General features: G+C 60.1%; 20 protein-coding genes. 13 read left to right on the top strand and 7 right to left on the bottom strand.

From position 1 onward, the window contains the following. Nucleotides 1-108: 108 nt before the first annotated feature. The 4 genes from H8B20_RS11935 to aspA form a co-directional block, all read right to left on the bottom strand. Nucleotides 109-1104 carry an AraC family transcriptional regulator gene (locus H8B20_RS11935; RefSeq protein ID WP_210623222.1) on the bottom strand — a complete coding sequence of 332 codons (996 nt, stop codon included), beginning with the start codon at nt 1102-1104 and terminating at the stop codon, nt 109-111. A gap of 248 nt (nt 1105-1352) precedes the next feature. Beyond that, nucleotides 1353-2357, bottom strand: a complete 1005-nt coding sequence (locus H8B20_RS11930) for an asparaginase (protein WP_210623221.1) — start codon at nt 2355-2357, stop codon at nt 1353-1355. Between the two features lie 168 nt (nt 2358-2525). Continuing rightward, a complete protein-coding gene (locus H8B20_RS11925; protein WP_047304238.1) occupies nt 2526-3977 on the bottom strand; it encodes an alanine/glycine:cation symporter family protein in 1452 nt (483 codons plus the stop codon). Between the two features lie 483 nt (nt 3978-4460). Continuing rightward, a complete protein-coding gene (aspA, locus tag H8B20_RS11920; protein ID WP_042561826.1) occupies nt 4461-5885 on the bottom strand; it encodes an aspartate ammonia-lyase in 1425 nt (474 codons plus the stop codon). Nucleotides 5886-6065: 180 nt separating this feature from the next. Between aspA and H8B20_RS11915 the strand changes: the two genes are divergently transcribed. From H8B20_RS11915 to H8B20_RS11895, 5 genes are all read left to right on the top strand, one after another. Beyond that, a complete protein-coding gene (locus H8B20_RS11915; RefSeq protein WP_042561825.1) occupies nt 6066-6974 on the top strand; it encodes a LysR substrate-binding domain-containing protein in 909 nt (302 codons plus the stop codon). Between the two features lie 330 nt (nt 6975-7304). Then, nucleotides 7305-7796, top strand: coding sequence for a 5-(carboxyamino)imidazole ribonucleotide mutase (gene purE, locus H8B20_RS11910; protein WP_007954291.1), 492 nt, complete (start codon nt 7305-7307; stop codon nt 7794-7796). A gap of 10 nt (nt 7797-7806) precedes the next feature. After that, nucleotides 7807-8889 carry a 5-(carboxyamino)imidazole ribonucleotide synthase gene (locus H8B20_RS11905; RefSeq protein ID WP_210623220.1) on the top strand — a complete coding sequence of 361 codons (1083 nt, stop codon included), beginning with the start codon at nt 7807-7809 and terminating at the stop codon, nt 8887-8889. Nucleotides 8890-9000: 111 nt separating this feature from the next. Further along, on the top strand, nt 9001-9246 hold the full coding sequence (locus H8B20_RS11900) for a GlsB/YeaQ/YmgE family stress response membrane protein (protein WP_016772475.1): 246 nt from the start codon (nt 9001-9003) through the stop codon (nt 9244-9246). A gap of 88 nt (nt 9247-9334) precedes the next feature. Then, nucleotides 9335-9871 carry a DUF3299 domain-containing protein gene (locus H8B20_RS11895; protein WP_210623219.1) on the top strand — a complete coding sequence of 179 codons (537 nt, stop codon included), beginning with the start codon at nt 9335-9337 and terminating at the stop codon, nt 9869-9871. 122 nt (nt 9872-9993) lie between these two features. Here H8B20_RS11895 and H8B20_RS11890 read toward each other — a convergent pair whose 3' ends face one another. Together H8B20_RS11890 and H8B20_RS11885 are read right to left on the bottom strand one after the other, a co-directional pair. Then, nucleotides 9994-10893: a D-hexose-6-phosphate mutarotase gene (locus H8B20_RS11890; protein ID WP_210623218.1), complete on the bottom strand. Its 900-nt coding sequence runs from the start codon at nt 10891-10893 to the stop codon at nt 9994-9996. A gap of 58 nt (nt 10894-10951) precedes the next feature. Then, nucleotides 10952-11356 carry an acyl-CoA thioesterase gene (locus tag H8B20_RS11885; protein ID WP_003229628.1) on the bottom strand — a complete coding sequence of 135 codons (405 nt, stop codon included), beginning with the start codon at nt 11354-11356 and terminating at the stop codon, nt 10952-10954. A 375-nt stretch (nt 11357-11731) separates the two neighbouring features. Between H8B20_RS11885 and H8B20_RS11880 the strand changes: the two genes are divergently transcribed. The 8 genes from H8B20_RS11880 to H8B20_RS11845 all read left to right on the top strand — a co-directional run bounded on the left by H8B20_RS11880 (nt 11732) and on the right by H8B20_RS11845 (nt 22541). Beyond that, complete coding sequence (locus H8B20_RS11880) at nt 11732-13030, top strand: MFS transporter (RefSeq protein ID WP_210623217.1); 1299 nt, start codon at nt 11732-11734, stop codon at nt 13028-13030. A gap of 230 nt (nt 13031-13260) precedes the next feature. Next, a complete protein-coding gene (locus H8B20_RS11875) occupies nt 13261-14259 on the top strand; it encodes a phosphate ABC transporter substrate-binding protein PstS (protein ID WP_042561820.1) in 999 nt (332 codons plus the stop codon). 424 nt (nt 14260-14683) lie between these two features. Further along, nucleotides 14684-16717 (top strand): ABC transporter permease subunit, encoded by a 2034-nt coding sequence (locus H8B20_RS11870; RefSeq protein WP_210623349.1) that lies wholly within the window; start codon nt 14684-14686, stop codon nt 16715-16717. 16 nt (nt 16718-16733) lie between these two features. After that, nucleotides 16734-18404 (top strand): phosphate ABC transporter permease PstA, encoded by a 1671-nt coding sequence (gene pstA, locus H8B20_RS11865; protein ID WP_042561818.1) that lies wholly within the window; start codon nt 16734-16736, stop codon nt 18402-18404. Nucleotides 18405-18586: 182 nt separating this feature from the next. Then, on the top strand, nt 18587-19420 hold the full coding sequence (gene pstB, locus H8B20_RS11860) for a phosphate ABC transporter ATP-binding protein PstB (protein WP_042561817.1): 834 nt from the start codon (nt 18587-18589) through the stop codon (nt 19418-19420). 118 nt (nt 19421-19538) lie between these two features. After that, nucleotides 19539-20300 (top strand): phosphate signaling complex protein PhoU, encoded by a 762-nt coding sequence (gene phoU, locus H8B20_RS11855; protein WP_042561816.1) that lies wholly within the window; start codon nt 19539-19541, stop codon nt 20298-20300. A gap of 176 nt (nt 20301-20476) precedes the next feature. Beyond that, entirely contained in the window at nt 20477-21436 is a 960-nt protein-coding gene (locus H8B20_RS11850) for a response regulator (RefSeq protein WP_150688301.1), read from the top strand. A 208-nt stretch (nt 21437-21644) separates the two neighbouring features. After that, a complete protein-coding gene (locus tag H8B20_RS11845; RefSeq protein WP_047304232.1) occupies nt 21645-22541 on the top strand; it encodes a peptidoglycan DD-metalloendopeptidase family protein in 897 nt (298 codons plus the stop codon). Nucleotides 22542-22655: 114 nt separating this feature from the next. Here the strand turns inward: H8B20_RS11845 and H8B20_RS11840 are convergent, their stop codons facing one another. Further along, nucleotides 22656-23996: a hemolysin family protein gene (locus H8B20_RS11840; protein ID WP_042561813.1), complete on the bottom strand. Its 1341-nt coding sequence runs from the start codon at nt 23994-23996 to the stop codon at nt 22656-22658. Nucleotides 23997-24112: the final 116 nt, after the last annotated feature.

Below are 24112 nucleotides of genomic sequence, written 5' to 3'. Positions count from 1 at the left end.
GGAAAACGGCAGAAGAGGCCAAAAGGGGATCGATATGGCCAGAACCTCTGACCGCTATTCGCCCCTTGCTGGAGAAGGCCTGCCCAAGCCTGCTCCCACAAAGGAATATCAATGCGGTCGGAACTGGCTCGGCGCGACCCCACTCCAGCGCACAAACGCATGGCGAAAGCTCGCGGTCTCGCTGAAGCCCAGGGTTTCGGCGATGCGGTAGATCGGAAGTTGATCCTCACACAGCATCTGCTTGGCTCGTTCGAAACGCAGTTCATCGAGCAGTTCCTGATAACTGCTGCCCATGTCCTTCAGATGTCTGCGCAAAGTGCGCGGCGAGCATTTCATTTGCTGGGCCAGACCTTCCAGTCCCGGTGCGGCGTTCAACTGGGCACTGAGCAATTGGCGGATACGGCCCAGCCACGCCTGACGCCCGGTGAATTCGAGGTTCTGCTTGCGACAGCGTTCAGCCATGGCTTGATGGGTGACGGCGTCCGCCAGCGGCAGCGGCTGGTCCAGCCAGTGGGGGTCGAAGGCGAACGCGTTGTCTTTGGCGGCGAAGTGCAGCGCTGCATTGAAGTGCTCGGCATAGCTTTCGCGGTAATCCGGTGCCTCATGTTCAAAACGGACGGCGAGCAAGGGCAGCGGACCACCGAGTAAATCGTCGCAAATGACTTTGAGCGAAACCAGACAGAATTCGGCATTGAACACTGCCATCGCCGGGCTCTCGCGGTAATCGGCGGCGACAAACCAGACGCGTTCGCCGTCGTCCTCAAGACTCAGCTCGAAAAGTGTTCCCAACAGCGCCGGATAGCGGATCGCCAGGCGCAAAGCGTCACCGAAGGTGGCACAGGTCAGCAGTGCGTAGCCGAGAATTCCATAGCTGGAAACGTGCATGCGTCGGCCCAGTTCCAGACCGATATCGTGCTTGAGCGCGACCGCGTTGGCGCACACCTGCATCTCCTGATTGGTGGTGATGCGCGTGTCGGCCCGGGCCAGATCCGCCGCACTGATGCCGCTGCCGGCCAGCAGTGCTTCGCTCGACAAGCCTTGATCCCTGAAGGTGTTGAGCACCAGAGAGACCGCGTTGAGGGTGGTGAGGTGGGAGTGGAGCATGAGATTTTCCAGCCTTGGGATGGCTGGAACGCAGCAAGTTATATGCCGCAGCAGCCCCTCACCCCAGCCCTCTCCCTGAGGGAGTGGGGGCCGACTGGGGGATATTGGCGAGATACGCCGACCTGAAAAAGCTCTGCCGAATCCATAATCGACACTTTTTTTCAGGTCGGCGTATAGCGCAGGACACTAAGGTCAGTTCCCTCTCCCTCCGGAAGAGGGTTAGGGCGAGGGCAAATCCGCAGCCTTGCTCAGACCAGCTCACCACACAAATCCAGCTCCATCAGCCGCCGCACTTCAGCCGTTTCAAGACCCGCCCCCAGCAAGCCATGCAATTTGCCGAACGCCGCCTCGCGGGTCATACCGCCACCGGACAGCACGCCAGCCCCGCGCAAGCGGCTGCCAGCCTCGTACACGTCCAGTTCTACTCCACCCTCATGGCATTGCGTCACCGCGACCACCACCACGCCGTTGTCCCGCGCACGGCTTAAGCTGGCAAGGAACTCTGGATTGTCGCTCGGCCCGGTGCCGCTGCCGTAGCACTCCAGCACCAGACCCTGAATGCCGCTGTCGAGCAAGCCGTCGAGGATCGCGGCACCAATTCCGGGGAACAACGGCAGTACCGCAACGTTCGCCAGTAGCTTGGGCTGGTTGTAATTCAACGCTGGCGGCACAGAAGTGGCTTTCACGCCGCCGCCCTGACGCTCCAGGCGCTTGAACGGATGACGACCGAAGCTGCGCACTTTCGCGCAACGGGTCGGCGCCAGCAGTTCACCGTGGAAGTACAGATGCACACCCGGCGCCAAACCCTGGCCGAGTGCGACCAGTGCGCCGCTGAGGTTTTCCCAGGCATCGCTATCGGTGACACCGGCCGGCAACATGGAGCCGGTGAAGCACACCCGGGCATGCAGGCCGAGCAACTGGAAACTCATGGCCGCGGCGCTGTACGCCAGGGTGTCGGTGCCATGCAGGATCAGCACGCTGTCGCAGTTCTGTACATCAACTGCATCGACCACTGCCTCACGCAGTCGCTGCCAATAGGCCGGTGTCATGTTGGCGCTGTCGATCAGCGGCGACATTTCACGAAAGCGCCATTGCGGCACGATCAGTTCTGGCTGGCTGTGCAGATAGTCGCGCATCCGCGCTTCGAAACCGGACGCCGGGGCCAGGCCATTGGCACTGGCCTGCATGCCGATGGTGCCACCGGTGTAGAGCACCATGACGTTTTGCGCGGCAGGATAGGTCGACGAATTCATGAGGATTCTCCGAAAAGATGAGGTCCTGTGGGAGCGAGCCTGCTCGCGAAAGCGGTGTGTCAGTCAATGCATGCATCAACTGCCAGATTGCATTCGCGAGCAGGCTCGCTCTCACAGTTTTCCGAACTGTAACTGACGAGCGCAGGAGATGCGCCCGTCATTCACCCATCAGCGTTGCGCTGCAGGGACGCCTTGCGGCTCGACTTCAGTCTTGCCGGCGGCGGCGGGCGGATTGGCCGGCCAGGCTTTGCGGTCCAGGTCCAGATCCGGGAATTTGCTCGAATCGAACACCGGCGTCTTGATGCCGGCCGCACGCTGGTCATCGTAGTCACGCAGGATGCGCATGCCGATCTTGAACAGCAGGAACAGCGCGATCAGGTTCACAAACGCCAGCATGGTCATGGTGATGTCGGCGAAGGCGAACACGGTGCTGAGGTTTTCGATCGCACCCCAAAAGATCAACACCAGTACCAGTGCGCGGTAGCCGATCAGCGCCTTGCGGTTTTCACCGATCAGGAAGCGCAGGTTGCTCTCGCCCAGGTAGTAGTTGTAAAGGATCGAGGTGAACACGAACAACGCCAAGGCGACCGAGATGAACATCCGGCCCCATTCACCCACCACAGCGGCCAGCGAGTTCTGGGTCAGGGCAATGCCATCGCCTTCGAAGCCCGGGGTGTAGAAGCCCGAGAGCAGGATCAGCAGCGCGGTGCAGGTGCAGATCACGAAGGTGTCGAGGAACACGCTGAACGCCTGAACCACGCCTTGCGCGACCGGGTGCTCGACCGAAGCCACAGCCGCCACGTTCGGCGCACTGCCCAAACCGGCTTCGTTGGCGAACACGCCACGCTTCACGCCCATGACGATGGCGCTACCGATCAGACCGCCGAATGCCTGGTCGAGACCGAATGCGCTTTTGACGATGGTCATCAACATGGCGGGTACGTGGTCGAATTGCAGCACGATCACGTAGAGGGTCACGCCGATGTACACCAGGGTTTTCACCGGTACCAACAGGTCAGCGACCTTGGCGATACGCTTGATTCCGCCGACGAACACCAGGCCCAGCAGCACTGCCAGACCGAGGCCGGTGTAAGTGGTGTCGAGGCCGAAAGCGTTTTCCAGCGAGTGAGTCACGGCGTGAGCTTGCAGGCCGTTGAAGGCGAAACCGAAGGTCACCAGCAACAGGAACGCCATGACCATACCCAACCAGCGTTTCTGCAAACCGTGCTGGATGTAGTAGGACGGGCCGCCACGGAAGGTGCCATCAGAGTCGGTGCGTTTGTAGAGCTGGCCGAGCGAGCACTCGAAGAAGCTGCTGGACATGCCGACCAGTGCGGTTACCCACATCCAGAACACCGCACCTGGCCCACCGAGGGTCACGGCGATGCCGACACCGGCGATGTTACCTGCACCGACACGGCCGGCGAGGCTGAGCATCAGGGCCTGGAACGAGCTGAGCTGCCCGGCGCTGCTTTTGAGACTGTCGCGGAACACCGCGAACATGTGGAAGAAGTGCCGCAATTGAACGAAACGCGAGCGAATCGTGAAGTAGCTACCGAGCCCGACAATGAGCACGATCAGTACTTTCCCTGAGAGGAAGTCGTTAATGACTTCGAGCATGGATTTTTCCTCGCTGTTTTTTGTGTAAGCAAATGCTGGATAGAAGAAACATCGTGTTACACCGGTCTGCGCACGGCACGACGGGTGAGGCGAAGGTTTCGTCCCGGATCCATTTCGCGGGTTTGTTATTAGTTCGGGTTTCGCATGGGTGATGGCCTCGTTACCGACGACCGCTCACGCGAAGAGGGGCGGCACTATACCGATCAGTGGCGCGCCCGTCTGCACGGTAGTGGTGCAAGCGACGAAACGAGGTGCTGCAGAATCAAAAGATCGCAGCCTTCGGCAGCTCCTACAGGTGCACGTCAATCAATGTAGGAGCTGCCGAAGGCTGCGATCTTGGCGGTATCAAAAGCACAAAACATTTAATGTCCTGCTGCAAAGAAGTTAAAAAAAAGGGCTTGGGGACGGATCCCCAAGCCCTCAAAAGGTGAGAGGTGTCTAGTCCCTCGACCTGGTGAGCGGTGCTACAAGTAACGCGTCGGCTCAGGCTTTGAGCGGAACCAGACGCGGAGCAATCATGTTTTCAGGGCGCAGGATGTCGGCGAGCATGGCTTCGTCGAGCAGACCTTCTTCGCGCACCAGTTCCAGCACGCCGCGGCCGCTTTCAAGAGCGATGCCGGCGATGCGGGTGGCGTTTTTGTAGCCGATGTACGGGTTCAGTGCGGTGACCAGACCGATCGAGTGCTCGACCAGTTCGCGGCAGCGCGCTTCGTTGGCGGTGATGCCGACGATGCAGTGCTCGCGCAGCATGTCCATGGCGCGTTGCAGCAGGCGGATCGAGTCGAAGATCTTGAACGCGATCAGCGGCTCCATCACGTTCAGTTGCAGCTGGCCGCCTTCGGCTGCCATGGTCAGTGCCAAGTCGTTGCCGATGACCTGGAAGGCTACCTGGTTAACGGCTTCCGGGATCACCGGGTTGACCTTGCCGGGCATGATCGAGCTGCCTGGCTGACGCGCCGGCAGGTTGATCTCGTTGATGCCGGTGCGTGGACCGCTGGACAGCAGGCGCAGGTCATTGCAGATCTTCGACAGCTTGACCGCGGTGCGTTTGAGCATGCCGGAGAACAGCACGAAGGCGCCCATGTCGGAGGTGGCTTCGATCAGGTCGGCCGCTGGCACCAGCGGTTGGCCGCTGATCAGCGCCAGACGCTGTACAGCCAGCGCCTGATAACGCGGGTCGGCGTTGATGCCAGTGCCGATCGCGGTGCCGCCCAGGTTTACTTCAGTCAACAGTTCCGGGGCCAGCGTCTTCAGACGGGCCAGGTCTTCGCCCATGGTGGTGGCGAACGCACGGAATTCCTGGCCGAGGGTCATCGGTACGGCGTCTTGCAGCTGGGTACGGCCCATCTTCAGGACGTGATCGAATTCTTTGCCTTTGGCCGCAAATGCCTGAATCAGGCTGTCGAGGCTGGCGAGCAGGGTGTCGTGACCCAACAGCAGACCCAGGCGGATGGCCGTCGGGTAGGCGTCGTTGGTCGACTGCGCCATGTTCACGTCGTCGTTCGGGTGCAGGTACTGGTACTCGCCTTTCTGGTGACCCATTGCTTCCAGAGCAATGTTGGCGATCACTTCGTTGGCGTTCATGTTGGTGGAGGTACCGGCGCCACCCTGAATCATGTCGACCACGAATTCTTCGTGGAAATCACCGCGGATCAATCGTGCACAGGCTTCGCTGATGGCAGCGTGCTTGGCTTCGCTCAGGTGACCCAATTCACGGTTGGCGTCAGCGGCGGCCTGTTTGACCATCGCCAGACCCACAACCAGTTTCGGGTAATGCGAAATCGGAACGCCCGAGAGGCGGAAGTTGTTCACCGCTCGCAGGGTCTGGATGCCGTAATACGCTTGAGCCGGTACTTCGAGGGCGCCAAGCAGGTCGTTTTCTGTGCGGAAAGATGCAGCGGAGGACATGATAGAAATCATCTCGATATGGACCCGGTCTGTGCCGGAACGCTGCGAATGCTAGGCTTGTGAGGAAATTTGGGCCAATGCTGTTAAGCACTGGCCTATGCACATTCGGCATAATGCCCGTGTGACGCCGCCTGCGCGGCAGACGTGTGACCTGTTTTGGTGCGTGTCCGGGAGGACGTGATGAATCTGGAAAGCAAATGGCTCGAGGACTTTAGTGCTCTGGCCGCCACCCGCAGCTTCTCGCAGGCCGCCGAACGACGTTTCGTGACTCAGCCGGCATTCAGCCGGCGGATCCGCAGCCTCGAAGCGGCGCTGGGGCTGACCTTGGTCAATCGGTCGCGCACGCCGATCGAACTGACGGCGGCGGGTCAATTGTTTCTGGTGACCGCGCGCACCGTGGTCGAGCAGCTCGGCGAAGTGTTGCGTCACCTGCATCATCTGGAAGGCGGGCAGGGCGAAGTGATGCAGGTGGCCGCCGCTCACTCCTTGGCGCTGGGTTTCTTCCCGCGCTGGATCGCGCAACTGCGTAATGAAGGGCTGAATATTGCCACTCGGTTGGTGGCGACCAACGTTGGTGACGCCGTGCATGCGTTGCGCGAGGGTGGTTGCGATCTGATGCTGGCGTTCTATGACCCGGACGCGGCGATGCAGATGGACCCGGAGATTTTCCCGTCGCTGCATTTGGGCCAGACCGAAATGTTGCCGGTGTGCGCGGCGGATGCCGATGGCAAACCGCTGTTCGATCTGGAAGGTGAAGCCAGCGTGCCGCTGCTCGCCTACAGCGCCGGGGCTTTTCTCGGACGCTCTGTGAACGGTTTGCTGCGCCAGCGTCAGCTGCGGTTTACCACCATTTATGAAACCGCCATGGCCGACAGCCTGAAAAGCATGGCGCTGGAAGGCCTCGGCATTGCCTGGGTGCCACAACTGAGCGTGCGTGCCGAACTGGCACGCGGTGAACTCGTTGTGTGCGGCGGCCCGCAATGGCATGTGCCACTGGAGATTCGTCTGTACCGCTGCGCACTGGTGCGCAAGGCCAACGTCCGTCTGCTGTGGCGCAAGCTCGAGGGCGGCGCGGCACAAAACACCTGAACCCATCGAATAACTCTGTGGGAGCTGGCTTGCCAGCGATTGCGGTTGGCCAGTCACCCTCAATGTTTGCTGACACGACGTCATCGCTGGCAAGCCAGCTCCCACAAGGGATTTGCGGTGTTTCTGGACTGACCTTCAAGTCAATAAAACCGGGCTTTTGCGGCAGATGACAGATGGTCGTGCAGGGGGCTGTTTATTGCTTTCTTTGCGGTATACTGCGCGGCCTTTGGCCGGTACGACCGGCCATTTTTCGTACAATCAAGCCACGCAACCTGCGTGGCTTGTTGTTTTTGACGCGCCTGCGGGCGCCCAGAGAGAAGAGGCGCGACGATGAGTGCACTGGTTGGCGTGATCATGGGCTCCAAGTCCGATTGGTCCACCCTTAGCCACACCGCCGATATGCTGGAAAAGCTCGGCATCCCGTACGAGGTCAAGGTGGTTTCTGCACACCGTACCCCGGATCTGCTGTTCCAGTACGCCGAAGAGGCTGAAGGCCGAGGCATCGAGGTGATTATCGCCGGTGCTGGTGGCGCAGCTCACTTGCCGGGCATGTGTGCGGCCAAGACCCACCTGCCAGTGCTGGGCGTTCCCGTGCAGTCGGCAATGCTCTCGGGCGTCGATTCACTGCTGTCGATCGTGCAGATGCCGGCCGGCATTCCGGTCGCCACCCTGGCCATCGGCAAGGCTGGCGCGATCAACGCAGCGCTGCTCTCGGCGAGTATCCTTGGCGCCAAGCATCCGCAATTCCACGCGGTGCTGAAAACCTTCCGTGCCGAGCAGACAGACAGCGTCCTGGACAATCCAGACCCACGTATTGCCTGAGGTTGTTGAGATGAAGATCGGTGTAATCGGTGGCGGCCAGTTGGGTCGCATGTTGGCCTTGGCGGGCACTCCGCTGGGCATGAACTTCGCTTTCCTCGATCCTGCGCCGGACGCTTGCGCCGCTGCGCTGGGCGAACACCTGCGGGCCGATTACGGCGATCAGGACCATCTGCGCCAATTGGCCGATGAAGTCGATCTGGTGACCTTCGAATTCGAAAGCGTCCCGGCTGAAACCGTAGCGTTCCTCTCGCAATTCGTGCCGGTCTATCCAAGCGCCGAAGCCCTGCGCATCGCGCGTGATCGCTGGTTCGAAAAGAGCATGTTCAAGGATCTGGGGATCCCGACCCCAGCCTTTGCCGACATTCAGTCACAAGCCGATCTGGATGCTGCCGTGGCTGCAATCGGTCTGCCGGCCGTGCTGAAAACCCGCACGCTGGGTTACGACGGCAAGGGGCAGAAAGTCCTGCGCAAACCTGAAGACGTGGTCGGCACTTTTGCCGAACTCGGCAGCGTTGCCTGCTTGCTGGAGGGCTTCGTGCCGTTCACCGGTGAAGTCTCGCTGATCGCCGTGCGCGCTCGCGATGGTGAAACGAAGTTCTACCCGTTGGTGCACAACACCCACGACAGCGGCATCCTCAAGCTGTCGATCGCCAGCACTGATCACCCGTTGCAGGCGTTGGCCGAAGATTATTCCACCCGTGTGCTCAAGCAGCTGGATTACGTCGGTGTGATGGCGTTCGAGTTCTTTGAAGTCGACGGTGGCCTCAAGGCCAACGAAATCGCCCCACGCGTGCACAACTCCGGGCACTGGACCACCGAAGGCGCCGAGTGCAGCCAGTTCGAAAACCACTTGCGGGCCGTTGCCGGTCTGCCGCTGGGTTCGACGGCCAAGGTCGGCGAGAGCGCGATGCTCAACTTTATCGGCGTTGTCCCGCCGGTTGAGAAAGTCATCGCCATCGAAGGCTGCCATCTGCACCACTACGGCAAGGCCTTCAAGGCCGGGCGCAAGGTCGGTCACGCCAACCTGCGCTGCGCCGACAAGGCCACGCTTGAAGCGCAGATCCTCAAGGTCGAAGCGCTGATCGCCGAGTAAAAGAGTTTCATGTGGCAGCGGCGGAACCATTCAGGGGCCGCCGTTCTCTCATGGCAGGATGCCAAAGTCTGTCTAGGCTTTGGCATATCTACCAAATCAGAGGGAAATGCCATGGGAATTATCGGAACCATCTTTATCGGCTTGATCGTCGGCCTGCTGGCTCGGTTCCTGAAACCGGGCGATGACAGCATGGGCTGGATCATGACCATCCTGCTCGGTATCGGCGGTTCGCTGGCGGCCACCTATGGCGGCCAGGCTCTGGGCATTTATCAGGCGGGCGAGGGCGCAGGCTTCCTCGGCGCGCTGGTTGGCGCAGTCGTGTTGCTGGTGATCTACGGCCTGATCAAAAAGAACTGATTCAAAGCGACAAAGTCCTCTCCGCCATCGCGGCGGGGAGGGCTAGAATGCTCGGCGTTTCAACTTCCTTTTTTTACCGAGCACCTTCATGCGCCGTCTTCTGTTGACTCTCCTCTTGCTGGGCAGCGGTCTGGCCCACGCCAGCGAACTGCCGGAAACCGACTGGCTCGAACTGATGCCCAAGTCGGATCAAAAGGCCCTCGAGGCCATGCCTGAAATCGACCACAACTCCCCGGAAGCCACCGGCACCTTCACCGAGAAGGGCGGGATGAAGCAGGCCAAAGGTCTGCCGGCGGTCATGTACTCGACCAAAACCGTAGCGTCGATGAACGACAAGCACATCCGCATCGGTGGTTATCCGGTGCCGCTGGAATCCGACGCCAAGGGCCACAGCACGCTGTTCTTCCTCGTGCCGTACCCGGGCGCGTGCATCCACGTGCCGCCACCGCCGCCGAATCAACTGGTGCTGGTGCGGTATCCGAAGGGTTTGAAGCTGGACGACATCTATACGCCGCTGTGGGTGAGCGGCACGCTGAAGGTCGAGAAGGTCAGCAATGACCTGGCCGATGCGGCGTATGCGCTGGAGGCGGACAAGGTGCGGGTGGTGCAGGAATCTGATCTCTGACACCACGAAACAACTGTGGGAGCGAGCCTGCTCGCGAAAGCGGTGTGTCAGGCATTTGAATGTTGACTGATACCACGCCTTCGCGAGCAGGCTCGCTCCCACATTTTGTATTGTGCTGCTGATTAGAGCGGTTTGCTGGCGACGGTGACGCCCATCGTATGGCTCGCACCCGGTGCCAGAGTCACCACATCACTCATCACATTCGCCGTCTCGATGCACAGCATGCGCTGCCAGCCATCGTTATCCATATCGCTGAGCGCCGCAGCGCGGTCGATCCAGGGGTTCCAGATCACGGCCGTCCGCGAGCCGGTAGAGGTCAGCACGATGCGCCGTTCCCACGTCGGGTCGACGATGCTCAGTCGCGGCGGCGTATCGAGGTAGATGCGGTCGGTTTCCCCGGCAAAATGCAGATCGCCTTGCTGGCTGTGGGTCTTCCAGTCGTCCAGCGTCTCGATGTAATCCAGCCCCTTCACGCCGTCGACATGCACATTGCGTACGTCGCTGACAGCAAAGTAAGTATGCAGCGCCTGACTCAGGCTGACGGAGTCACTGCCACGGTTATGGCTGGTCAGGCTGAATTGCAGCTCATCCGACAGACGCAGGGTCAGGGTCAGATCCACCTGATGCGGCCAACCCGGCAGGCCGCCTTCGGGATAGGGCAATTTGAACTCGACCTTGATCCCGTTGCTCTCGGCTTCGATGCCGCCCAGCTCCCAATCCATCGTACGCACCAGACCGTGCGCAGGAGCCGGTTGCTCACCGGTGTACATCGCCTGCACGCTCTGCGGATTGCGTTCGAACTTGCCGAACCACGGCCAGCACACCGGCACGCCGGCACGGATGCTCTTGCCGGTCTTGAACGTGGCCTTGTCGTTGAGCCAGATGATCGGCGGCTGGCCGTCGATCTGGTAACTGAGGATGTGCGCGCCTTGCTGGGCGACCAACACTTCAGCCTGACCGTGGCGAATGCGCCAGCAGTTCAGTTCATCCAGTTTCACGGCTTCAACGTTGGGCGTGGTCATGGGACAGCTCTCGATCAGACACTTGGGACGACTATCGACCGTAAAACGGCCGCGAGGTTTAACGTGCGCGTGGTGGCACCGAACGAGTGCGGCCACTGCCGTCGATGGCGACGAAGACGAATACCGCTTCAGTCACCTTACGCCACTCGCTGGACAACGGATCGTCGCTCCACACCTCGACCATCATCTGGATCGAGCTGCGACCGATTTCCAGGGTCTGGGTGTAAAAGGACAATTGCGCGCCGACCGCCACAGGCACCAGAAACGCCATGCGATCAATGGCGACAGTGGCCACGCGGCCACCGGCGACACGGCTGGCCATCGCGGTGCCGGCCAAATCCATCTGCGCTACCAGCCAGCCGCCGAAAATATCGCCAAAGCCGTTGGTTTCGCGTGGAAGCGCGGTGATTTGCAGGGCCAGGTCGCCCTGCGGGATCGGATCTTCTTGTTCGAGTTCTATCATGCCGGGGGGCCTCTGACCCGTGACTCTTTGTTAGTGCTGCTGGTGGTAGCCGTCTTCGGGAAAAACGATTCAGCACCGAACATACTACGTTCGTCACGTTTTCCATAAGGCGCCTAAGGAGAAACTCTGCGAAACCGGCTGCGCCGATCAAAGGGCGGGCCAACAACGTTTTCGCACAGCAACCCCCTACAAACCGGGGCAAGGTTGCGAGTATATCGGTCGGTAGACTCCACGACGACCGTCCGGTTCTGATTTCGACTGTCAAATACGCGGCTCTATGTGCTTTTTCGAACAATTTGCTATGGTGCCGAACCTGCCCAAGCCACCGCCAGCGTTGTTGTGGCGGCAGATCCGACTATAAGAGAAGCCCTTGCCATGACCACAGCGCCTTCGAGCCTCGCGCAGCCCGAGCAACCCGCACGACCGTTGACCCGCAATGACTACAAGACCCTGTCGCTGTCCGCCCTGGGGGGCGCGCTGGAATTCTACGATTTCATCATCTTCGTATTCTTCGCCACCGTAGTCGGCAAACTGTTCTTCCCGGCCGACATGCCTGAGTGGCTGCGAATGATGCAGACCTTCGGCATCTTCGCCGCCGGTTATCTCGCGCGTCCGCTGGGCGGCATCGTCATGGCGCATTTCGGCGATCTGCTGGGGCGCAAAAAGATGTTCACCCTGAGCATCTTCATGATGGCCGTGCCGACCCTGATCATGGGTTTGCTGCCGACGTATGCGCAGATCGGCATGTGGGCGCCGATCCTTCTTCTATTGATGCGCGTGATTCAAGGCGCGGCGATTGGCGGTGAAGTGCCGGGGGCGTGGGTCTTCGTTTCCGAACACGTGCCGCAAAAGTACATGGGTTACGCCTGTGGCACCCTCACCAGCGGCCTGACCGCCGGTATCCTGCTCGGCTCGCTGGTCGCCACGGCGATCAACAGCCTCTATACGCCGACCGAAGTTTCCGATTACGCCTGGCGGATTCCGTTCCTGCTCGGCGGCGTGTTTGGCCTGTTCTCGGTTTACCTGCGCCGCTGGCTGCACGAGACCCCGGTATTTGCCGAGCTGCAACTGCGCAAGGCGCTGGCCGAAGAAGTGCCGCTGCGCGCGGTGCTGCGTGATCATCGCGGGGCGATCGCGATCTCGATGCTGCTGACCTGGCTGCTGTCTGCCGGCATCGTTGTGGTGATCCTGATGACCCCGACCGTGCTGCAAACGGTCTATCACTTCTCGCCAACCACAGCGCTGCAATCCAACAGTCTGGCGATCGTATTTCTGAGTTTTGGCTGCATCATTGCGGGCGCGCTGGCGGATCGCTTTGGCGCCGGGCGCGTATTCGTGTTCGGTTGCCTGGGCCTGCTGATCAGCTCCTGGACCTTCTATCACAGCCTCGCCGATCACCCGAACTGGCTGTTCCCGCTGTATGCCCTGACCGGTTTGCTGGTCGGTACCATCGGTGCGGTACCGTATGTGATGGTCAAGGCGTTCCCGCCGGTGGTGCGCTTCAGTGGCTTGTCGTTTTCCTACAACGTGGCGTACGCAATCTTCGGTGGCCTGACGCCGATGATCGTCAGCCTGCTGCTGAAAGAAAGCCCGATGGGGCCTGCCTACTATGTGGCGGTGCTCTGCGCGGTGGGAATTCTGGTGGGGGCGTGGCTCTGGAAGAAGGGGCGCTGATCCGAAATCTCCTCGGTAGTCACGACCCTTTCGCGAGCAGGCTCGCTCCCACACTTGGAATGCGTTCCCGGTGTGGGAGCGAGCCTGCTCGCGAATGGGCGCCTGAAATCATCTTTTAAAACCCGAATGCTGGCCTTTCATCCAATTGTCATATTTCAGCCATAGAGTGTTCACACGGCCTGCTGATACTTGGCCCCGACTTAACACACCCTATCTGCTAGGAGTAAGGCATGAAACTGAAGCGTTTGATGGCGGCAATGACTTTTGTCGCTGCTGGCGTTGCGACTGCCAACGCGGTTGCCGCTGTTGACCCTGCTATCCCGAGCTACACCAAGACCACCGGTGTGTCGGGCAACCTGTCCAGCGTCGGCTCCGATACCCTGGCCAACCTCATGACCCTGTGGGCTGAGAACTACAAAAAAGAATACCCGAACGTAAACATCCAGATTCAGGCCGCCGGTTCTTCGACCGCGCCACCTGCGCTGACTGAAGGCACCGCTAACCTGGGCCCGATGAGCCGCAAGATGAAGGATAACGAGCTGCAAGCCTTCGAAACCAAATATGGCTACAAGCCAACCGCTATCCCGGTTGCCGTGGACGCCCTGGCTGTATTCGTACACAAGGACAACCCGATCAAGGGTCTGACCATGGAGCAAGTCGACGCGATCTTCTCGTCCACTCGCCTGTGCGGTGCTAAAACCGACGTGAAAACCTGGGGTGACCTGGGTGTGACTGGCGACCTGGCGAACAAGCCGGTTCAGCTGTTCGGTCGTAACTCGGTATCGGGCACCTATGGCTACTTCAAAGAAGAAGCCTTGTGCAAAGGCGACTTCAAGCCAAACGTCAACGAACAACCAGGTTCGGCTTCGGTCGTGCAGTCGATCAGCTCCTCGCTGAACGGCGTTGGTTACTCGGGCATCGGCTACAAAACCGCAAGCGTGAAAACGGTAGCTCTGGCCAAGAAAGGCAGCACCGATTTCATCGAAGACACCGAAGAAAACGCCCTGAACGGCAAGTACCCGCTGTCGCGCTTCCTCTACGTTTACGTCAACAAGGCCCCGAACAAGCCTCTGGCCCCGCTGGAAGCCGAGTTCGTGAAACTGATTCTGTCCAAACAGGGTCAGGAAGTGGTTGTGAAAGACGGCTACATCCCACTGCCGGCCAAGGTTGCTGCAAAAGCACTGGCTGACCTGGGTCTGCAAGAAGGCGGCGCTGTCGCCAAGAAGTAACAAATTGAGTCCGGGGTGAACCCCTTCGGACTCAGGTGAAAGGCCGGATCTGCCCGCAGACCGGCCTTTTATACACCTCTCAAATTTTCGATCCTCTGCCAGCTCTGTTGGCGGTGGATTTGCTGCGTCACTGCATTGTCATCTTTCTGTCATACAGGATCGCTAGGGTGAGCGCATGAATGATCTGGCCAATTCCAACATGACTACAAATCCTCCCAAGCGCATTGACTTCAATACGCCTGAGCTGCAACGCAAGCGCCGCATTCGCGCGCTCAAGGATCGCTTCACCCGCTGGTACGTCCTCGTTGGCGGCCTGGCGGTGCTGGTAGCCATCACCCTGATCTTTTTCTTCCTCGCCTACGTCGTCGCGCCGCTGTTCAAGGGTGCCGATCTGACCGTGAATGATGCCATCACCCCGGCCTGGATGCAGGACGCCGGCAAGCCGCTGATGATTTCGCTCGAAGAACAGAATCAGGTGGCCATGCGCGTTTCCGACAATGGCCAGGCGCTGTTCTTCGATATCGACAGTGGTGCTGAACTGAGTCGCGTCGATCTGCCGTTGCCGGCAGGCGCAACCGTGACCTCCATTGGTAAAGACCAGCCAGGTCATCCGCTCGTGGCCGTAGGCTTGTCCAACGGTCAGGCACTGGTGTTCCGACACACCTATAAAGTCAGCTACCCCGACAGCAAGAAAACCATCAGCCCGGCTATCGAGTATCCGTACGGCAACACGCCGATCACGTTGAACGAAAGTGGCGGTGCGCTGGAGCACGTCAGCCTCAATGCCACTGATTCGACCCTGATGCTGGTGGGCTCGACCGGTTCGCAACTCAATGTTTTGTCGCTGACCAGCGAAGAAAACATGATGACTGGCGAAGTCACCAACGAGCAGAAGCGTATTGATCTGCCGCAGATGACCGAGCCGGTGAAAAACATCTTCGTCGACCCGCGCCAGCAGTGGCTGTATGTGGTCAACGGTCGTGCCCAGGCCGACGTGTTCAGCCTGCGCGACAAGAGCCTCAACGGTCGCTACAAATTGCTCGAAAACGCTGACGCTGAAGTCACCGCGACCACGCAACTGGTCGGCGGTATCTCGCTGATCGTCGGTGACTCCAAAGGTGGTCTGGCCCAGTGGTTCATGGCCCGCGACCCCGATGGCGAGCAGCGCCTGAAGCAGATTCGTACGTTCCAGATGGGCAAGGCGCCAATCATTGAGATCACCGCCGAAGAGCGCCGCAAAGGCTTCCTCGCGCTGGATGCCGACGGCAAGCTCGGCGTGTTCCACAGCACCGCGCACCGTACCTTGCTGGTCGATCAGGTTGTTGAAGGCCAGGGCTTGTTCGGTCTGTCGCCACGCGCCAACCGCGTCATCGTCGAAGCCGGCGGCAAGCTGCAACCGCTGCTGCTCGACAACCCGCACCCGGAAGTGTCCTGGAGCGCGCTGTGGAGCAAGGTCTGGTACGAGAACTACGACGAGCCTAAATACGTCTGGCAATCGACTGCGGCCAACACCGATTTCGAACCGAAACTGAGCCTGTCGCCACTGACCTTCGGCACCCTGAAAGCCGCGTTCTACGCGATGCTGCTGGCGGCGCCGCTGGCTGTTGCCGCCGCGATCTACACCGCGTACTTCATGGCGCCGGGCATGCGCCGCAAGGTCAAACCGGTCATCGAGCTGATGGAAGCGATGCCGACGGTGATCCTCGGTTTCTTCGCCGGTCTGTTCCTCGCGCCTTATGTAGAAGGACATTTGCCGGGCATCTTCAGCCTGCTGATGTTGCTGCCGATCGGCATTCTGGTCGCCGGTTTCACCTTCAGCCGTCTGCCTGAGTCGATCCGCCTGAGAGTTCCGGATGGCTGGGAAAGTGCGTTGCTGATTCCGGTGATCCTGTTTGTGGGCTGGCTGTCGCTGTACATGAGCCCGTTCATGGAGAACTGGTTCTTCGGCGGCGACATGCGCATGTGGATCTCCCATGATCTGGGCATCACCTACGATCAGCGCAACGCTCTGGTAGTTGGCCTGGCCATGGGTTTTGCGGTGATCCCGAACATCTACTCGATCGCCGAAGACGCCGTGTTCAGCGTGCCCCGTGGTCTGACCCTCGGCTCGCTGGCTCTCGGTGCCACGCCGTGGCAGACCATGACCCGCGTGGTGATCCTCACCGCCAGCCCGGGCATCTTCTCGGCACTGATGATCGGCATGGGCCGTGCGGTCGGTGAAACGATGATCGTGCTGATGGCCACCGGTAACACCCCGGTCATGGAAATGAACCTGTTCGAAGGCCTGCGCACCCTGGCTGCCAACGTCGCGGTGGAAATGCCCGAGTCGGAAGTCGGCGGCAGCCACTACCGCGTGCTGTTCCTCTCGGCGCTGGTGCTGCTGTTGTTCACCTTCGTCATGAACACCCTGGCAGAACTGATTCGTCAGCGTCTGCGCAAGAAATACTCGTCGCTTTAAGCAAAGGTAGAAGTCTGTGAAACAGAACTCCCTGAAAGGATGGTTCAAGAGCGGCGCCCCAGGCGTCTGGATCAGCGGTGGCGCGGTGTCCATCGCGGTCATCATGACCATTGGCCTGCTGGCGGTGATTGCCGTGCGCGGTCTGGGTCACTTCTGGCCGGCGGATCTGATCCACGCCAGCTACGACGTGCCGGGCCAAGCCCAGCACCTTGTGGTCGGCGAAGTGGTGCAGAAAGAAGAAGTGCCCCGCGCCCGTCTGAAGAGCGCCGGTTTGCCGGTGCCGGACGCTGGCCCGGAATTCATGACGCGCGAGCTGATCAAAGTCGGCAACCGTGACCTGAACGGCAACGACTTCACCTGGATCGTCGGCGAGTGGTTGACCAACCAGAAGACGCCGCCGGAACTGATGGCGATCGAACGTCGCGAGTGGGGCAATTTCTACGGCTACCTGGTCAACGTCAAACAGGACGGCAAGGTCATCGCTGAAGGTGAAGCGGCCTGGCCTGAACTGCAAGCGCGGATCGACCGCGTCAATGGTCTGGCCGCGCAACTGAAATCGCTGGAAAAATCCGACATCGGCGCGATCAACGCAGGGCTGGAGCGCATCCGTCTGCACAGTCGCAAACTGGAGCTTGAAGGCAAGTTCGACGCCGCCGCGCAAGCCGACATGGAATCCGAGCGTGCCGAACTCAATGCCCGCTATCAAGACATCGAAGCGCGTCTGGCTGACCTGCATGCGCAGTTCAACCGCGACGCATTGACCGCTCGCGATGCCAACGGCAAAGAGATTCAAATCGATCTGGGCAAAGTGGTTCACGCCTACCAGCCGAACGCGATGAGCACTCTGACCAAGGTCGGTTTCTACTTCAGCAAGATCTGGGAGTTCCTGTCGGACGACCCGCGTGAAGCGAACACCGAGGGCGGGATCTTCCCGGCGATTTTCGGCACCGTGATGATGACGCTGATCATGGCGATGATCGTGACTCCGTTTGGCGTGCTGGCGGCGGTGTATCTGCGTGAATACGCCAAGCAGAACACCCTGACGCGGATCATCCGGATCGCGGTGAACAACCTGGCGGGTGTTCCGGCAATCGTTTACGGCGTGTTTGGCCTGGGCTTCTTCGTTTACGTATTGGGCGGTTCGGTTGACCGCTTGTTCTTCCCGGAAGCGTTGCCGGCACCGACCTTCGGTACGCCGGGTCTGCTCTGGGCTTCGCTGACGCTGGCGCTGCTGGCGGTGCCAGTGGTGATCGTGGCCACTGAAGAAGGTCTGGCGCGGATTCCTCGCACCGTGCGTGAAGGCTCGTTGGCCCTCGGCGCCACCAAGGCTGAAACCTTGTGGAAGATCGTCATCCCGATGGCCAGTCCGGCGATGATGACCGGCATGATCCTCGCGGTGGCCCGTGCCGCCGGTGAAGTGGCGCCGCTGATGCTGGTGGGTGTGGTGAAACTGGCGCCTTCGCTGCCGGTGGATGGCAACTATCCGTACCTGCACCTGGACCAGAAGATCATGCACCTGGGCTTTCATATCTATGACGTCGGCTTCCAGAGCCCGAACGTCGAAGCGGCACGCCCGCTGGTATATGCCACGGCGCTGTTGCTGGTGTTGGTGATCGCGACGTTGAACCTGTCGGCGGTGTATATCCGTAACCACCTGCGTGAAAAATACAAAGCTTTGGACAGTTAAGAAAAACCCTGTGGGAGCTGGCTTGCCAGCGATGCAGGCGACGCGGTGTTTCAGTTACACCGCAGTGATGCCATCGCTGGCAAGCCAGCTCCCACAAGGGCCGCGACAAAAACTGAATTTGCGTTACCCGCTGGTTTGGCCAGCGGTTCAACAAACCGGATTGTTAGCACAGGGGATATCCCATGCAGCACGAAACGCATACCCACGGCATCAACATGTCTGCCCTGGGCCGCGACAAGCAGAGCCTGAACCTCGAGCAGGAAACCGTTGCCATCGAAGTGCCGGGCCTGAGCCTGTACTACGGCGAGAAGCAAGCGCTGTTCGACGTCAGTATGAATATTCCGAAACAGCGCGTGACCGCGTTCATCGGCCCGTCCGGCTGCGGCAAATCCACGCTGCTACGGACTTTCAACCGCATGAACGACCTGGTTGACGGCTGCCGTGTCGAAGGCGCGATCAACCTGTACGGCAACAACATCTATCGCAAGGGCGAAGATGTGGCCGAACTGCGTCGTCGCGTCGGCATGGTGTTCCAGAAGCCGAACCCGTTCCCGAAAACCATCTACGAAAACGTGGTTTACGGTCTGCGCATCCAGGGCATCAACAAGAAGCGCATCCTCGACGAAGCCGTTGAGTGGGCCCTCAAAGGCGCGGCGCTGTGGGACGAAGTAAAAGATCGTCTGCACGAGTCGGCACTCGGCCTGTCCGGTGGTCAGCAGCAACGTCTGGTGATCGCTCGCACCATCGCGGTTGAACCGGAAGTCCTGCTGCTCGACGAACCGTGCTCGGCACTCGACCCGATCTCGACGCTGAAAGTCGAAGAGCTGATCTACGAACTGAAGTCCAAGTTCACCATCGTCATCGTGACCCACAACATGCAGCAAGCCGCGCGGGTGTCCGACTACACGGCGTTCATGTACATGGGCAAACTGGTGGAATTTGGCGATACCGATACGCTGTTCACCAATCCGGCCAAGAAGCAGACTGAAGACTACATCACGGGGCGGTATGGCTAGTCGTACAGCTGCAAGCCGCAAGCTTCAGGCGGCAAGAAAGATGCGGTGCGATATCAGGACTTATACATAACTGCTTGAAGCTTGCAGCTTGAAGCTTGCAACTTTCGCGGAGCGAACAATGATTTCTAAAGAAGGCCTTACCCATCACATCTCTGCGCAGTTCAACGCCGAGCTAGAGGAAGTGCGCAGCCACCTCCTGGCCATGGGCGGGCTGGTCGAGAAGCAGGTCAACGACGCGGTCACGGCATTGATCGAGGCCGACTCCGGCCTGGCTCAGCAGGTGCGCGAGATTGACGACCAGATCAACCAGATGGAACGTAACATCGACGAAGAATGCCTGCGCATTCTGGCCCGTCGTCAGCCGGCGGCGTCCGACCTGCGTCTGATCATCAGCATCTCCAAGTCCGTTATCGACCTGGAACGCATCGGCGACGAAGCTACCAAGATCGCCCGCCGCGCTATCCAGTTGTGCGAAGAAGGCGAAGCCCCGCGCGGTTACGTCGAGGTTCGCCACATCGGCGACCAGGTGCGCAACATGGTCCGCGATGCGTTGGACGCGTTTGCCCGTTTCGACGCCGATCTGGCCTTGTCGGTGGCGCAATACGACAAAATCATCGACCGCGAATACAAGACCGCCCTGCGTGAACTGGCGACCTACATGATGGAAGACCCGCGCTCTATCTCGCGCGTCTTGAGCATCATCTGGGTGCTGCGTTCGCTGGAGCGCATCGGCGACCACGCGCGCAATATCTCCGAGTTGGTGATCTATCTGGTGCGCGGTACCGACGTGCGCCACATGGGCCTCAAGCGCATGAAGGAAGAAGTTCAAGGCACAAGCGGCGAAACCGCTAATGTTCCGGGCGTTGCTGACGATAAGTAAGATTGCCTGAGAAAAGCGCCCGGCCCTTTGGCCGGGCGTTTTTGTTTCCGGTGCTTTTGAATCAATCGAATTAAAAAGCAGCACCCGCGAACGAAAAGTCCCGGCGTGACTGAAGAGTTTTGGCAATGTGCCATCAGCCAGCGTTATGCTTGCCGGGATTTTAATAGGGGTGTTGGATGAGCAAGATCAGTGTGTTGGTTGTGGACGATGCTTCGTTCATTCGTGACCTGGTGAAAAAGTGCCTGCGTAATTATTTCCCGGGGATCCGCACCGAGGACGCCATCAACGGCAAAAAGGCCCAGGCCATGCTCGCCCGTGAAGCCTTCGACCTGGTCCTGTGCGACTGGGAAATGCCGGAAATGTCGGGTCTGGAACTGCTGACCTGGTGCCGCGAGCAGGACAATCTCAAGACCATGCCGTTTGTCATGGTCACCAGCCGTGGCGACAAGGAAAACGTCGTGCAGGCGATTCAGGCCGGCGTTTCCGGCTATGTCAGCAAGCCGTTCACCAACGAACAACTGCTGACCAAGGTCAAGCAGGCACTGAACAAGGTCGGCAAGCTCGACACCCTGATGAACAGCGCGCCGACCAAGATGAACTCGGCATTCGGCAACGACTCCCTGAGTGCCCTGACCGGCGGCAAGGCAGCGGTCATTGGTGGCGGCGCCCCGGCTGCGGCGGCGGTCAATCCGTTTGCCAAGCCTGTCGCCGCAGCGCCTGCACCTGCGGCGGCCGCGTCGCGTGGCCTGCTCAACAGTCCGCCGGTCAAGGCACCTGCGGCTGCGTCCTCGCCTGCCAGCGGTCGCGGTCAGGGCCAATTGCGCCTGCCGAGCGGCACGCAGCAATGTGTGATCAAGGCCCTGAGCATCAAGGAAGCGCTGCTGGTAGTGAAACGCACCGACACCCTGCCGCAGATCCTCGACAGCGCTGTGCTCGATCTGGAGCAGGGTGACAACGCCGAAATCGCTCGCCTCAATGGCTATCTGCACGCCATCGTTGCGTTTGAGCAGAAACCTGACAGCGAATGGCTGCAACTGACGTTCCGCTTCGTCGACCAGGACGCGCAGAAACTCGACTACATTTCCCGCCTGATCGCCCGCGGCACGGCGCAGAAGCACTTCGTTCCTGGCGCGTGATCTCTATCGCCTGACGGTCCGTCTTCGCGAGCAGGCTCGCTCCCACCTTGGAATGCATTCCAAATGTGGGAGCGAGCCTGCTCGCGAAGGGGCCATCCCTTACGGCGTCCATTTTCCAGACTGGCTAATTTGAAACATCTCTCGACTACCCTGGTTTGTCTCACCTGCTAGGCTCTTTCCCAGGCCTTACTTCGACAGACTCTTGCCCATGCTCGCGCGACTGCTGTTTTTCTGTGGTTTGGTCATGGCCTCCAACCTGGCTGTGGCGATGACAATCTACAAATCCACCGATGCCAACGGCGTGGTCTCTTACAGCGACCGTCCGAGCAAAGGTGCGAAGGTGTTCGTGTTTCAGGACCGAATGGTCGAGCGCCTCGAGCGCCAGGTCTACCTCGACATCAAGAAACAGAAAGGCGCCGACGTGGTATTCGTTCGCAACGACCTGTATGCGCCGGTTGAGATAGCGCTGGCGTTTACCGGGCTGAGCAACGTGCGTGGCGCGCCGACTCAAACCATTCGCCGGGTGCTGCCGGCGCGCAGCAATACGCGGTTGGCGTTGCTCAGAGCGGTGTCCGGCGGCCAGCCACTGGTGTATTCGCCGCAGTTTCACTACTCCCTCGGCGATCCTGCCGGAACGGCGCAGGGCTACCGTTATCCGTTGCCGTGGCGTGGCGGGCCGTTCCGCTTGAGTCAGGGTGCCAACGGTCAATACAGCCACTATGGGCCGAAGAACAAATATGCGATGGACATCGCCATGCCGGTCGGCACGCCGATCATCGCGGCGCGGGCCGGCGTGGTGGTAAAGACCGAGAATTCGCAGAGTGGGCGCGGCAATGATGCGTCCGGCAATTTCGTGCGGGTGCTGCATGACGACGGCACGATGGGCGTGTACCTGCATCTCAAGCAAGGTTCGGTGAGTGTGCGCGAAGGGCAGCGGGTGACGGTGGGCAGTCCGTTGGCGCTGTCGGGCAACACTGGCAACAGCAGTGGCCCGCACCTGCACTTTGTGGTGCAGCGCAACAGCGGCGCGGGGCTGGTGTCGATTCCGTATCAGTTCAACCAGCCGCTGGGGGCGTTGCCCAACTTTGCGTTGGGCAAGCAGTAACGCGGTGTCAGACCTGGCGCCTTCGAGAGTAGGCTCGCTCCCACATTTGAAATGCATTCCAGGGTGGGAGCGAGCCTGCTCGCGAAGCGATCGGCGCGGTGCCGGATCCGTCGATCAACCCAGCATCAACACCTTCGCCAGCACAATCTTCGGCCCTTTCATCTTCTTGATGATGATCCGCAAGCCTTCGACTTCCAGCACTTCTTCCTCTTCCGGCACCCGTTTGAGGGTTTCATAAACCAGGCCGGCGAGGGTTTCGGCTTCGATGTGGTCCAGGTCGATTCCCAGCAGGCGTTCAACCTTGAACAACGGCGTGTCGCCGCGCACCAGCAGCTTGCCCGGCTGATAGGCAAGAATGCCGCGTTCAGCCTTGCGGTGTTCGTCCTGAATATCGCCGACCAGCACTTCCAGCACGTCTTCCATGGTCAGGTAGCCGATGATGTTGCCATCAGCCTCCTCGACCACGGCGAAGTGCGAGCCACCCTTGCGGAACTGCTCCAGCAGCTGCGACAGCGGCATGTGCCGCGACACGCGCTCCAGCGGGCGGGTCAGCTCAGCCAGGTTGAACGATTCGGGAATGTGATCCAGCGCCGCCAGTTCCAGCAGCAGATCCTTGATGTGCAGCAGGCCGACGAACTCCTGGCGCTCGCTGTCGTACACCGGATAACGGCTGAACTTGTGGCGACGGAACATCGCCAGAATTTCCTTGAGCGGCGCGTTGAATTCCAGAGTGATCAGGTCTTCGCGGGAGTTGGCCCAGTCGACCACTTCCAGTTCGCCCATCTCCACTGCCGAGGCCAAAACACGCATGCCCTGATCGCTCGGGTCCTGGCCACGGCTGGAGTGCAGGATCAGTTTCAGTTCTTCGCGGCTGTAATGGTGTTCATGGTGCGGGCCGGGTTCACCTTGGCCGGCGATACGCAGAATCGCGTTGGCGCTGGCGTTGAGCAGGTAGATCGCCGGGTACATCGCCCAGTAGAACAGGTACAGCGGCACCGCTGTCCACAGCGACAGCAGCTCGGGTTTGCGGATCGCCCAGGATTTGGGCGCCAGCTCACCGATCACGATGTGCAGATAGGAAATGATGAAAAACGCGGTGAAGAACGACACGCCTTTGATGATCTCCGGCGATTGCACGCCGACCGCGCTCAGCAGCGGTTCGAGAATATGCGCAAACGCGGGCTCACCGACCCAGCCCAGACCAAGCGAGGCGAGGGTGATACCGAGCTGACACGCCGAGAGGTACGCATCGAGCTGGCTGTGTACGGTGCGCAGGATGTGCCCGCGCCAGCCGTTCTTGTCAGCGATGGCCTCGACCCGGGTCGAGCGCAGTTTGACCATGGCGAATTCTGCCGCAACGAAAAAGCCGTTGAGCAAAACCAGGATCAGAGCAAAAAGGATCATGCCGAAATCGGCGAATATTGATGCGAGGGACAAGCCAGGGGAAGGATCCATGATGGAGTTTTGCGGGTTCCGTGTGATTCAAAAGAGATAAAAGCCGCGCCTGAAAGGCAGGCACAAGTCAGCCAATGTAGCGGCTGACTTGGCGATTGCCTAGTGGCGCGTGCCGG

It is taken from the genome of Pseudomonas sp. P42 (genome assembly GCF_017973755.1).
Taxonomy (GTDB): Bacteria; Pseudomonadota; Gammaproteobacteria; order Pseudomonadales; family Pseudomonadaceae; genus Aquipseudomonas; species Aquipseudomonas iridis.
This window is presented reverse-complemented; position numbering and strand designations above follow the sequence as displayed.